Source organism: Dyella sp. (assembly GCF_035503745.1).
Lineage (GTDB): Bacteria > Pseudomonadota > Gammaproteobacteria > Xanthomonadales > Rhodanobacteraceae > Dyella_B.
Map to the genome: position 1 here is coordinate 1 of NZ_DATJTC010000006.1, position 12,431 is coordinate 12,431.

The following is a 12,431-nucleotide window of genomic DNA, read 5'->3' on the forward strand; positions in this document are numbered from 1 at the left end:
GCAACAGGTGGTCCTGGGGAACCAGCATCTCGAGTGTCACCATCTCCAGATGCTGTTGGGCCGGCGTCGGTATCTTCAGCATGGCCCATTAAACGACAAACCCCAACGCGATGGTTGGGGTTTGTCAGCAGTCTGAGCCGCTTCCATTGGAAGCGGCTTTTTCTTTGGTGAGAAGCGCGGACCACAAGAAGCCGTATGCCGCCATGCTATGTCCGAGTGGTCCAGGGGATGTCACGCTAAATCTGGCTGCTCATCTTTCAGGTTCATGGCGACCAAGCCACTGCCCACCTCACCGTTTTCCATCCGGCAGATCTGAATGTTGATCTTCGAAAGGAACCTGGCCGGTGATGCCGCCCATCTGATCACTCGTAGCTTTTCGTCACCACCGGAAATATCTGCCCCCGTGGCGTTTCCTTGCAGCAGGTCTTGAACAACTCCTGCGGCCAGGTCCGCCACACTCAACAAGTCATCCAGATAGCTTTTATCCTCAAAGGACCGCCCAAAGCCGATGACATCGAGCGGCTGCGTGGCATACATCCCCCATACGGTTTTGAACAGCTCCTGGGTATGCGCGAAGGTGCGCCGTTTTCCGTCCACATTGATCGTGTCGTTGTCGCAATACCAAAGCAGGCGCTGACCAGTACTCGTCAACAACGACACAAACACGGCAAGGGTATGACACACGCGGGAGACCTTTTCTGCATCCGGCCCCTTCCACTGCCCAAACCCAAGAGAAGCCAGCTGATCCACCAAGAACGCGTGAGCCTCTGGTTTGGAAGGACCAAACAGCGTCTCGATCCGTTTTTCGACTGCCAACGTGATGACCGCGCCATGGATGTAGTTGTCTACCAAGTCTAGGAACTCGGGGAGCGCACGGCTGCGCGCCCCAAATCGAAGGTCCTTGTAAGCGAACTCACTGTAAGGATTGAGCAAGCCATGCTTTTCGCGGAGCTCTCGGACCTTTACCTGGAACGGTCCGATTTTGTCCTGCGCCAAGATGATGAAGGAGTAGGTGTTATAGAGCGCAGAGCGATGCTCCCCGCTGAAATCCGACATGACAAACACCTTCGTGTCATCGGAAAAATCGGGGAGTGATGGGAGCTGCTTGATCGCGTTGAGCAGCAGATGAGCAAACCACGGATATTCCGACGTGACCCTGGGCAGCGCGAACGGTCCCGATTTTCGAACTTTCCCCTGAACCGGATCTCCCGGTGTTAACAGCAGGAGGACCAAATCGCCGGGGTCCAATGTGATGCGGTGATGTTGCCTGATTTGGTTTGCAAGGCGTTCGAATGAGTGACCGTCTACGGTCACCGGGGCCGCACCCGGCGGGAATGGATCAACCTCCGTCACATCGCGGAGCCTGACCATGGCAACGATCAAGGACAGGGCTTCGTCTTGGCTCACGGGTTTTTCTGGGCATTCGAGGAGGAGCCGCAACCGCGACGCCATCCTTCTGAACCACTGCGTCCGAGTTTCCATGGCGCCCCTCGATCATTCATCCGTTCAGCAGTGCCAACTTACCGGATGTCCCCGGTCGAGTTTCCGGAAATCTGAGGCGCGCTCAATCACCGCGGTCAAATCTGGCAAGCGCAGGCAATAGCCCTCCACTTACTGTTGGCAAACCCAGAAACCGTCGATTGACAGACATCCGGTTTTTGGTAAGCCATAGGGCAGCCGCGCCACCCTGCGTGGCACATCCCGCCCCCTTACCCCGGAGAACCCCATGTAGCTCACCCGCCTTGGGCGAGTGATAAAACGAAGAAGGCCCAGCGCAGCAACGCCAGGCCCTTCGAAACGCCAGTTGGATGGAAGCCACCAGCCGGCTTGTTATCTCTCCAGCCCCCTCATCTGTCAAGCGTCGCCCAGCAGGGCGATGTGGGCGGCTGCATCCATGCGGCCCAACCGGCCGAACCGTCGGGTTCAGGCGCCCCAGGAACCTCCCCCAAATATGCAGATCGGTCACGCCCGCCGCTGGCCGGGCATGCCATGGAGCATGGAATGAAGAAGAGCCACAACGAGTTCAAGCTCCACGACCTGCTGGAGCGGATCTTGATGACCCACGACAGTGACCGTGCGATCGCCGAGGCCAGACATGTCTCGAAGACGACCGTGGGCCGCTATCGGCAACTCGTGGCTCAAAAGGGATGGGGGCTGGCAGATCTCAAAAAGATCAAACCGGGTGAGCTCAACAAACTGTTCAACCGCCCCAGCGGGAAGGCCAGCCACCGCAAGCGGCAACCTGACTGGGAGCAGGTGTTCGCCGAGATGCAAAGGCCGAGCGTCACCATCACCTTGCTCTGGCAGGAATACCGAAAACCCAGCCCCGATGATGCCCTTTCGTATTCTCAGATGGCACACCATTACCGTCGCCTGAAAAAGCAGCGGCCCTCTGAAATGCGCCGGTATCACGAGCCAGGCGCGGAGGTTTACGTGGATTATTCCGGCGAGGGACCGTCCTACATTGACCCTCAAACAGGCATCGCGGTCCGCCTTCAACTTTTTGTGGCCGTGCTTCCGGCATCCAGCCTGATCTTTGCCACCTGTGTCCCCACGCAGGGGATTGCCGACTTCATCGCCGGCCACATTCGCATGTTCGAATACTACGGGGGTGTGCCGGGAAAACTGGTGTGTGACAACCTCAAAGCGGCCGTGATCCGCCCCGGCTCCAATCCAGTGCTGACACCGGCCTTCGAGGACTACGCCCGCCATCATGGAATGTTGGTGGACCCAGCGCGACCCTATCGCCCCCGCGACAAGGGGACCGTTGAAAGCAGCGTTGGGTTCGTCCAAAACAACATCCTAGGCGCCCTGCGCAACCATGTTTTTCATTCGATAGACGAGGTCAATGCGGCCATCGCCGAAAAACTGGAAGAGCTCAACGACCGGCCCATGAAGGAATACAAAGTGAGCCGCCGTGCGCGGTTCAACAGTAAGGAAAAGGAACGCTTACGGCCGCTGCCGCGCCCATACGTCTATACGGAATACGTTGAGCTTCCCGCGGTCCCCCAGGACTACCACGTGTGCATCCGGGGCCATCATTACTCGGTGCCTCACACGCTGATCGGAAAGCGTCTGGACGCCCGGATCAGCGACGACATCATTGAGATCCTCAGTCAGCGCGAATGCGTGGCCCGCCACAAGCGGAGCCTCCTGCTGGGTCACCACACGACGTTGCCCGAGCATCAACCACCCAACCACCGATACCAGGCCGAACGAACCCCTGCCGGCGTCAAGGAATGGGCTGCCCGAGAAGGTGGCGACCTGCTCCGGTTCGTTGAACACCAGTTTGAGGTGGCCTCCCAACCTTACCTGGCCATGCCCGCATGCGACGGTGTCCGAACCCTCGTTCACAAGTTCGGTGCTGAACCCGTGCAGGCCGCCTGCCACAGCGCCTTTGAGGTGAAGTCCATCACCCTCTCGACTGTCCGACGCTTTCTGTCCCAAGGAGCAACAAACCACAGAAAGAAACCCACCGTGAGCCGCAGCAGGACGCGAGGTGAACGCCCCACATCGAGCCCTCCCCATGCTCCAAGAAACGTTGAAACTCCTGCGCGAAGCCAAGCTTCATAGCCTGGCTTCATCCTTTAACCGGTGGTGCCGCAACCCTGCCAACCTCCACAAATCTCACGTTGAGTGCCTCCACTCCCTGGCCGTCTCCGTGGCCGCCCAGAAGAAGACCCGCCGCATTGATACCTTTCTTCGCCGAGCCCGGCTGAGCCAGACCGTGGCCATCGCCAACGTATGGACTGAGGCCAGCCGCGGCCTGACTGCGGGCACCCTGGCCAATCTGGCGACTTGCACGTGGGTGGATGAGGGAACCAACCTGATCATCGTGGGCGATCACGGCACCGGCAAAACATTCCTGGCGGGCGCGCTGGCCCGGGAGGCGGCACTCACCCGCCACGGGGTCGTCTACCAGGTCCTTTCCAAACTCATGGACACATCCGATGTCATCGATGCCGCCAAGCTGGAAAAACTGGTGGCTCCCCTGCGGCGTGCCAACCTCTTGGTCCTCGATCACGTTGCAGAGGATTTCATCGAGGAACACCAGTGCACGCTGTTGCGTGACCTGCTGGACGAGCGCATGAGAAAAGGCCTATCCACCATCGTGGTGTCCTCCCGTCCTGTTGAGGAGTGGGAGATCGCATTTGCGAATCCGGATCACGCCGAAGCCATCATCCAACGGATCACTCGCCAGGCCTGCACCATCCGATTGCGCAAGGAGAAGCCGCGTAAGGTGCTCAAACGGCGAGGATTGAAGCCGGCGGCCAGCCGTTGACCAGCAAGCCGGCCAGCGTCAACCAGATTTAGTGGTCAGATGAACCAGAATACTCACAGTGAGTTTTCTGGCCCTATCTGGCCACTCGTCCGGCAGATGCTGACCGGCACGCTTGTTTCGACTGTGCCAGCTCAGTCACCCCGTGCGGTATGCTCGCAAGGCAAGAGACGTTTCCAAAGGTTGCAGTGACCGGTTTGTTCCCTTGAACACGCCGCGCCAACAAGGAGTGACCCAGATGTCCAAGCCGCAGAAAGATGATTTCGATGCCGTCAGGACGGTGATTGAGGCGCTTACCGGCTTCGATGCCGAGGATCAGGAGCGGATTTTGAGGTGGGCCCGGGAAAAACTGGGGTTGAAGACACAGTCTCCCTCACCCGTCCCAGCAGTCAACGTTCCGGCAGTGCCCCCGACGACTGGCATTGCCCCGCCAGCGCTCCCGGCCGCCGCCGACAATGCCTCCGACATCAAAACATTTGTGCAGGCTAAGTCCCCGTCTTCGGACGTCCAGTTCGTTGCCGTCGTCGCCTACTTCTATCGGTTCCAGGCCCCGCTGCAGATCCGCAAGGAGGCCATCTCCGCGGAAGATGTTTTGGAAGCGTGCCGGTTAACGGGACGGCAGAGGCCCAGCAAGATTTCTCAAACTATGGTCAACGCGCACAACCAGGGGCTCCTGGATCGCGCGGAGGGACGTGGCACCTACGCGATCAACACCGTTGGTGAAAACCTCGTTGCGCTAACCCTGCCATCAGGGGGACCGAATGGGGCACCCAGCGGAAAAGTGAGGCGGCCTGCAGGAAAGAAAGCGCCCCGTGGAAATCGCGCCACCAAGAAAGCCCCGCGCGCCACCAAGGCAGCGAAAAAGGCCAAGAAGCGCTAACCGTCATGCTCACCACCAGCATCGACGAAGCCATCGCCCAGATCGATCGGCTCCGCAGGCTGATCAAAAAGGGAAACGGTGCCCAGGTCCGCGGCGCGGAAGAGAGAAGTGTGGTCAAGGCAACGGCTTTGACGTGGTTCAACAACTACAAGGCCACGTTGCGGTCCGTGGAAATGACCTATGAGTTTGAGCGCCTTGAAGAGGCCTATCAGGCTCTATTGGCTCACAGCGACCGACAAACCACCCGCAGTGTCTATGACCAGTTGTGCAAGTCCATCAAGCAAAACCTGATTGACCTGCGCACGGAGGCCCTGAAAGCCCCCGTGCACACCACATCTACCTCTGACCAGCCGATCTCTTTTCAAGCCTTAGGGTCGGACCAGAGGATGCAGTCAGTCTTGACGGCCCGATGGGACGAATGCGTGGTTTGCCTGAAAGCTGGTGCACCGTTGGCCGCCACCGTGATGATGGGCGGCCTACTCGAAGCCCTGCTCCTTGCGCGCATCAATCTTGAAGCAGACAAATCTGCCATCTTCAAGGCCACTGCCGCACCGAAGGACGACCAGCAAAAGACCCGGCAGTTAAAAGAGTGGGCTTTGAAGAACTACATCGAGGTGGCCCATGAACTGGGCTGGATTACGGTTTCCGCAAAGGACGTCGGCGAGGTCCTCCGTGACTACCGCAACTACATCCACCCCTCCAAACAGTATTCCCACAATGTGGCATTGACCACGGATGACGCCATGATCTTGTGGGAGGTCGCCAAGGCCATCGCAAGGCAAGTGTTGAAGCTCGCCCCGCCGTGAACATCAGCTGCCCCTCATCATGGGGCGCGGACGCAGCTTCATCTGATCTTTCATGAGGTCCAAGGGGAGCACCTCTGGCGGAGCGGTTTCGATGGACCCCGCAGGTTTGGCGGCTTCCAGCCACACACGTTCCCCCTGATCACTCACGGACAACAGCCCGGCCATCAGAATTGGACTGAGCTGCTGGATGACATCGAGTGCTCGCCCCAGTTCATCCTTCTGGGCAAGCTCTTGCCCTGTCAGCTGCGCGCCCGCTTGATCGATTGTGACCATGTGCCCCATGTGCCGTTCGCGTGCAGCCTTGGCCTCCTGCACCTTGGCGTCCTCGTGCCGGATGACATCATTCCGCTGGACCCACTCAGAAGGCTTCCGTCCGGCCGCCTTGGCGGCGGCGATGCGCAATGGGTGCTCGTCCTCCCATTGCCTCAAATCCTCTTTCGCGGCCGAGCGCCGCTGACGTGCCTGGTCCACCTGGAACTCCGCGTCCAGTCGTGCCATGACACGTCGACTCCGGTCTTCATCATGGGCCATCTTGCGATGCATCAGGTCTGCCAGCTTCGACAAGAGACGCTCGACCAGGCGAATGATGCCCACGACCTGCACATAGACGCGCAGCGTATCCGCGTCTTCCGGTAGCGCCACCGCCTCGCGGAACCGGCGCAGGAGAGACCCGGGCTCGCCATCGGGCAGTGAGGCGATCGTTTCGGCGGAGGGTGCACCTGATGCAGGATTTTCGCCACCGGACACCCGATTGCTTTGATCAATCTCGTCCATCGCTCCCGGCTCCGTTCTCTGGTCACCTGGTTGCTCGGTCACCTGCTCACGGGCCACGTCCTGCACGGCCTGCGCGTGCTGTGCTTCCAAGGCATCCGCCTGAGAGACACGGAGCACTTCGCTGGCCACAACGATCTGCCCACGGAGCTCTTCGCCCTTTCGGGTCCAGAAGCCCTTGCGTTCCATGGCGGTGACAGCAGCCCCCAAGGTCCTCTGGGGCTCAATATCCAGCCCCATGCGTTGGTAACTTCGGTGGTCGAAATCAGCCACCTGTCCCGCGGCCAATGCGTATTCGTTCGCCAAAGCGGCCCACGCACTGTTCAGGCCCTCCACGAAACTGGACGAGGTGCGGCGATGGGTCAGGAAGGAAAACTTCGACCCCAGCACCCATGCCGATGATCCGCCTGACTGCTCGATCTCATCGAGGGCCCTGGTCGGAAAATAGAGGTGCGCGTGGAAGCCTCGCATACCCGTTGGCTTCGGGGCACCCAGTGCGGTTTTGTCTGCGTCACGATGCACTCCGATGGAGACGGGCGTGTGCAAGTGATCCGAGATTTTACGCGCCATGGCAATGGCCATCTGTTTGGCCTCTTCGAGGCCAACCCCGAGGGGGATGGGAATGCGAAAATCCCGTGCGAGCTGCGCGTCCTTTCTTTTCTCTGCCCCTTCGACTGCGTTCCAGAGCTGTTGCGGGTCGAGGGCCCAATCAGGTGCACCGGCGGGCCCAATGGTGAGGGCCGCGGCGATGTGATCGCCCAGACGGCGGAGGCGAAAGTCGTGCCACTTCCCGGCTCGCTCATCGTAGAGGCGAAGCCCGAGACGATATGCAACGCCGGCGACGGCGCTGTGGCCATCCGATCGGCCATGGGTGGAAAGGTGCGGGCGGGCATGCAGTGTCATCGAAATCCTTTTCGCCATGTGGACCGATCATCATGATCGGGGAGGACCGGGCGCCGGTTATGCACGCCAAGCACATGCCACATGCAAGCAAAGAACAGCCGCACGTCAATGCCTGACGCGCTTCAAAATCTTGCATCTGTGATGAGCGTCAGCCTGTTCGTGCCGATGCTCAAAAGCCCTGGTTTTGACGCTTACTCTTTGGCCTTGGGGTTGCCTTGGCTCGAAGCGTCCTGTTTGAAAAACAGTAAGACGCGCCTTCGATTTTGCATTTAGTGTTGGTCTGCCTGCCTGTGGTTTGCCCTGGCTTTCGGATCGGGAAAAGCGTCGCCACCCATGAGAGGCATTCAAGGAGAGCGGGGCCGTCTCACCCCCTGCGCCAAGCCCCGTCTACCCTCGATTGAGAACCAATCGCGGAGCAGGCATAGTCATGAGCGTCATGGGGCTACCCCGATTTGGAGGGGGTATGGCGAAGGGAAACCGCGGCAACGCCGCCAATGAGGCGCTGTTTGAGGAGGACTATGTCCTCCGAACCTTGGGCAAGATTGGCTACGACGGCGAGACGGCCCTCACAGAGCTGGTGGCCAATGCCTGGGACGCCGGCGCCTCTCGGGTCTCGATCATCATCCCCGAGGATGCAGGCAGCTCCCTGACGGTCGAGGACGACGGCCATGGCATGACCGCGGACAACTTCCGTGCGCGCTGGATGAAGCTGGGCTACAACCGGATCAAGAATCAGGGCAGCGGCGTGGAGTTTCCCCCGGAGCGCGCCGACCAGCACCGCATCCCCTTCGGACGAAATGGTGTGGGCCGCCATGGCCTCCTCTGCTTCGCCAGCCAATATGAGGTGGAGACCTGGCGCGGGGGCGATGCCACCACTTTCGTCATCAACACCCGGAACAACCCGTCGCCGTTCTACATCGAGCGCGAAACCAGGTCGAAGAAAACGGGGCACGGAACACGGCTCTCGGTCGTGGTCGAGCGTCACCTGCCCGACCCGCTATCGGTCTATAAGATTTTGGCGGGGCGCTTTGTGCATGACCCGCAGTTCACCGTGGTCGTCAACGGACGCTCAGTCCCCCTGGCTCAACACGAAGGCCTCCTCAACACCGAAGTGCTCCGCGTCGGTTCTGGGTCCACGGTGGTAGCCCACATTGTGGACACCACCAAGGCCGCCCAGAACACTCGTTACCAAGGCATTGCCTTTTGGGTGAACCGTCGTTTGGTCGGCACCCCGCGCTGGGCGGTCGGCACCACGCCGGTTCTGGATGGGCGCTCGCGGTTTGCCAAACGGTATGCGGTGGTCATCGAGGCCGATGGCACCTGGGCGCCGTTCGTTGAACAAGATTGGTTGCGGTTCAAAGCCGAACCCGAGGTGGACCGGCTGTTCTCCGAGGTGGCCAGTTATGTCCATCGTCAGGTGGAAGCCCTGTCGGCCTCGTTCGTGGAGGAGAACTCCGAAGATGCGCTGATGCGCAACCGGGAGGAGTTCCGAAACCTGCCCACGGGTGCGAAGGTTGAAGTGGCCCAGTTCACCCATGCCCTGGTCGCTGACCATCCGAGCATTGCACCTGAGGCGCTGGCAAAGGCCGTTCGGGCCGTCATCCAGCTCCAATCGGGCCGAGGCGGGATCCGCCTGCTGGACAAGCTCATGCACCTGGACGAAACCGACATCGAGGGACTGGATCGCCTGTTGGAACAGTGGACGGTCCAGGATGCCCTGGTCGTGTTGGATGAGATTGATGCCCGCCTGTCGGTCATCTCCGCCATCGAGAAGCTGGCCAAAGATCCGGCGACCGATGAACTCCACACCCTCCACCCGCTGATCACTCAGGCACGCTGGCTCTTTGGGCCGGAGTTCGACAGCTCCGAATACGCCTCCAACAGCACCCTGCGCACGGTGGCCGAAGAGGTCTTCGGGTCCCGCAAGGCCGACACCACGTTCCAAAACCCGCGCCGGCGTCCTGACTTGGTGATCCTCAACGATGCAACGATCTCGTTGACCGCGACGACCACGTTCAATGGCACGGATCACCTGGCCTGCATGCGGGACGTGCTCCTGATCGAGCTGAAAAAGGGGCATTCAACGATCGGCCGAGTAGAGATGCAGCAAGCCGAAGGCTACATCGAGGACCTGATGTCCAACGGTGCGCTGGCAAGCCGGCCGTTTTTCCATGCCTATGTGGTTGGCCACGAAATCGCTCAGGCAACCACCCGTACCAAGTCGCTCGGTGAAGGCCAGGACGTTTTCGCCCGCATCCAGGCCACCACTTACGGTCAACTCACCGACACCGCCAACCGTCGCCTGATGAACCTGAAAGAGCGCATCCCCTCGCGTTACGAGGAGGTCAATGGCTATGACCTGGTGCAGAAGGTCATGGGGCAACCGAGCCAAGCGCCACTGATACCTTCTGACGCTGAGTGAACCTGCCATCCGTGGCTCCTTGACAGCTCCCCAACTTGGACTAAGTTTCGACGCAGGGGATGAGCCCGTGAAGTTCTTAGGGCTAATCCGCACAAAAGATGCGTCATGTTCCCACAAAGGTTCATCTCATTTGGAGCCATCAATGAAAGAGCGTTCGCACAAAAGCAAAAAAATTAAAGTGACCGACGTCCTTTCCTATGTCTCAGAAATCGTGGCAGTGTTTTTGCTGTCGATTTAAATTCCAGGACAGGCGATCCTGATCACTAACCAGCCAACCGCCGCAGCAGCAAGACTTAGAATAAAAAATGCAATTCTCCACCCTGACTTTCGCGGGTGCTCCGAAAAGCTAAAAGCAAATGACGACAAACTAACACCGACGCCAAATATGGTAGTAACAGTTCTCGGACTTGATCTAAAAAAATAAATCAGCCCAATAACAGCAAAAATAATAACGATCGAGGTTACGACCGCAGCTTTACCCTTTTCCTTCTTCGGCATGGAAGGCGCGGTCGGTGATGGTGGTTCGCTCACTGCAACTGGTGTCCCTGCATCTGTATCGCTCATATCTACTCCCCTTCTTTACCGTGGCAGCATTTGAAAGTTACAACAGGACTTTTCGGATTTTCGGTAGCAATAAATCCCATTTAAGTCCATTAGAAACAATTTCTCGCATTTCTTTCGGCCCATACTCCCCGCTGTAAATCTCCACATGCTCTTCGTCGAGATCGTGCCCCACGAAAGCGCAGCGCCACTCCAACGGAACCTTGGCTGCCTTCATGGTTTGGACGGCCGTTTTCCGGAGGCTATGAAACCCGAACTTTCCTTTGTCAGGCTTTGGGATGCCCACGGCCTCGATGTGACGCCCGAAGGCCTTCGAGAGCCAGTCGCCTCGCCCATTGACTGATCCAACCTTGATCTTCGGAAACAGGTTCTTTTGGCCCTGTTTTCTGAGACGTTCCACGCGCTCCATCAAGCCCAAGGTGAGGAGATCTGGATGGATCGGAATGGTGCGCAAACTCGGAGTGTTTTTGACACTTTGGCCTTCGCCCTCGTCGGTGATCGTGATGCAGGGCACGCCATCCACCATGGTGAAATCCACCAGTGCAAGTTGCCCAATCTCCGAAACACGGGCGCCCGTATAGAGCCCGATCACCGCTCCCCAGCGCGCGCCTGCGCTCAGGGTGGCCAGGGCCTCCGGGGCATAAAGCGCCTGGATCTGTTCAAGAGTGAAGGACTTGAAGCCGAACGCCCGCCGCCGCTTCTTTTCCTGCTTGCGGTAGATGACATGCCCGGCCGCCGGATTTTCGTCTTTGTGAAACTTGGCATAAGCACCAGCGGAGACGGCCCAGGTGAAAAAGCCTCGGACATAAGAGGCTTTGTTGATCAGGGTTGGGGTCTGCAGCCCGCTCGTGCGGAGCGTTTCGATCCAGGCGGAAACATCCTCGCGCCGCACCTCGTGCAGCATCTTCGAGATGCCCACATGCCGGGCAAAACCCATCACAGCCGCTGTTTTGATCACCAGCGTCTTTGGCAACGTGTCAGCCCGGATGCTTTTCAGCCAAGCATCAGCGGCCTTGCCGATCGCACGCGGGCGAGCGGGAGCAGGAGGCATGGAAGAAGCCGCTGAGTTAGACAGCGACTGGGCCAAAGAGGCGCCCAATGTTTCCATCGCACCGGCCAGGGATTGCATGTCCGGAGGCGATGCCTGGGTGGCATGGGGGACGGACGGTGCCTGGGTGAGCCAAGCCGGGGGTTTCTTGGCTTCGCGGATCGCCTCAATCAGCCGTTCGTGGTCCGCCTCATCGGTGGCCTCGAACCGCATGGAACCATCCGGGCGGATCTCACAGCCGTAATCAACCAGCTCCTCCCCAGAGCCCGTTTGCAGAACGACTGAACGCTTCCGAGCCGGTTGCTCCGGCAGATCCTTGGCGCGTCGTTCCTTGACCATCGAGATCCCCTCATCCCGTGCCCTGGCGAAGATCTGAGCATAACGCGCACCGAGGATGTAAGCCCACCACCGGGCCAGCTTGGGATCTCGGGTGCGGAGGGATCGCTTGATGATCCGCACCCCTAGGAGGCCTTGAAGGTCTCGGGGGACCACCAGACGGAAGTGGAAAACGCCTGAGGCGTGGCGCAACAAATGGTGTGCAAGCCGCATTGGATTTGACCAACCGACTTGACCAAGCGCCGTTTCTCCCAGTTCACAAAAAAGCCCTTTAAAAAGGGCTTTTCGTGAGGTTTGGCGGAGAGAGTGGGATTCGAACCCACGGTAGGCTTACACCTACGGCAGTTTTCAAGACTGCTGCCTTAAACCACTCGGCCATCTCTCCATGTGTAGCGCGCCTGCATGCGGGTTGTCGGTTGCATGGC

General features: G+C 59.3%; 9 protein-coding genes and 1 tRNA gene. 5 read left to right on the forward strand and 5 right to left on the reverse strand.

The window, feature by feature from the left end:
- Positions 1-231: 231 nt before the first annotated feature.
- Positions 232-1,407: a hypothetical protein gene (locus VME63_RS01565; protein WP_325429558.1), complete on the reverse strand. Its 1,176-nt coding sequence runs from the start codon at positions 1,405-1,407 to the stop codon at positions 232-234.
- A gap of 594 nt (positions 1,408-2,001) precedes the next feature.
- Between VME63_RS01565 and istA the strand changes: the two genes are divergently transcribed.
- The 4 genes from istA (at position 2,002) to VME63_RS01585 (ending at position 5,965) form a co-directional block, all read left to right on the forward strand.
- Entirely contained in the window at positions 2,002-3,573 is a 1,572-nt protein-coding gene (gene istA, locus VME63_RS01570; protein ID WP_325429560.1) for an IS21 family transposase, read from the forward strand.
- Entirely contained in the window at positions 3,527-4,282 is a 756-nt protein-coding gene (locus tag VME63_RS01575) for an ATP-binding protein (protein WP_325429562.1), read from the forward strand. Before istA ends, VME63_RS01575 begins: the two co-directional genes overlap by 47 nt.
- A gap of 235 nt (positions 4,283-4,517) precedes the next feature.
- Complete coding sequence (locus VME63_RS01580; RefSeq protein WP_325429564.1) at positions 4,518-5,159, forward strand: hypothetical protein; 642 nt, start codon at positions 4,518-4,520, stop codon at positions 5,157-5,159.
- Between the two features lie 5 nt (positions 5,160-5,164).
- Positions 5,165-5,965 carry a hypothetical protein gene (locus tag VME63_RS01585; RefSeq protein ID WP_325429566.1) on the forward strand — a complete coding sequence of 267 codons (801 nt, stop codon included), beginning with the start codon at positions 5,165-5,167 and terminating at the stop codon, positions 5,963-5,965.
- A 3-nt stretch (positions 5,966-5,968) separates the two neighbouring features.
- On the opposite strand, the gene VME63_RS01590 is transcribed toward VME63_RS01585, so the two are convergent.
- Positions 5,969-7,639 carry a MobA/MobL family protein gene (locus tag VME63_RS01590; protein WP_325429568.1) on the reverse strand — a complete coding sequence of 557 codons (1,671 nt, stop codon included), beginning with the start codon at positions 7,637-7,639 and terminating at the stop codon, positions 5,969-5,971.
- Between the two features lie 463 nt (positions 7,640-8,102).
- On the opposite strand from VME63_RS01590, the gene VME63_RS01595 reads away from it, so the two are divergent.
- Complete coding sequence (locus tag VME63_RS01595) at positions 8,103-10,061, forward strand: ATP-binding protein (protein ID WP_325429570.1); 1,959 nt, start codon at positions 8,103-8,105, stop codon at positions 10,059-10,061.
- Positions 10,062-10,295: 234 nt separating this feature from the next.
- Here the strand turns inward: VME63_RS01595 and VME63_RS01600 are convergent, their stop codons facing one another.
- The 3 genes from VME63_RS01600 to VME63_RS01610 all read right to left on the reverse strand — a co-directional run bounded on the left by VME63_RS01600 (position 10,296) and on the right by VME63_RS01610 (position 12,391).
- Entirely contained in the window at positions 10,296-10,625 is a 330-nt protein-coding gene (locus tag VME63_RS01600) for a hypothetical protein (protein WP_325429572.1), read from the reverse strand.
- Positions 10,626-10,662: 37 nt separating this feature from the next.
- Positions 10,663-12,219 (reverse strand): DUF6538 domain-containing protein, encoded by a 1,557-nt coding sequence (locus VME63_RS01605; protein WP_325429574.1) that lies wholly within the window; start codon positions 12,217-12,219, stop codon positions 10,663-10,665.
- Positions 12,220-12,301: 82 nt separating this feature from the next.
- Positions 12,302-12,391 (reverse strand) — tRNA-Ser (locus tag VME63_RS01610).
- Between the last annotated feature and the right edge of the window lie 40 nt (positions 12,392-12,431).

Coding starts and splice junctions, on each gene's coding strand:
- VME63_RS01575 (WP_325429562.1), top strand. CDS start 3,527: ATGCTCCAAGAAACGTTGAAACTCCTGCGCGAAGCCAAGCTTCATAGC.
- VME63_RS01590 (WP_325429568.1), bottom strand. CDS start 7,639: ATGACACTGCATGCCCGCCCGCACCTTTCCACCCATGGCCGATCGGAT.
- VME63_RS01600 (WP_325429572.1), bottom strand. CDS start 10,625: ATGAGCGATACAGATGCAGGGACACCAGTTGCAGTGAGCGAACCACCA.
- VME63_RS01595 (WP_325429570.1), top strand. CDS start 8,103: ATGGCGAAGGGAAACCGCGGCAACGCCGCCAATGAGGCGCTGTTTGAG.
- VME63_RS01580 (WP_325429564.1), top strand. CDS start 4,518: ATGTCCAAGCCGCAGAAAGATGATTTCGATGCCGTCAGGACGGTGATT.
- VME63_RS01605 (WP_325429574.1), bottom strand. CDS start 12,219: ATGCGGCTTGCACACCATTTGTTGCGCCACGCCTCAGGCGTTTTCCAC.
- istA (WP_325429560.1), top strand. CDS start 2,002: ATGAAGAAGAGCCACAACGAGTTCAAGCTCCACGACCTGCTGGAGCGG.
- VME63_RS01585 (WP_325429566.1), top strand. CDS start 5,165: ATGCTCACCACCAGCATCGACGAAGCCATCGCCCAGATCGATCGGCTC.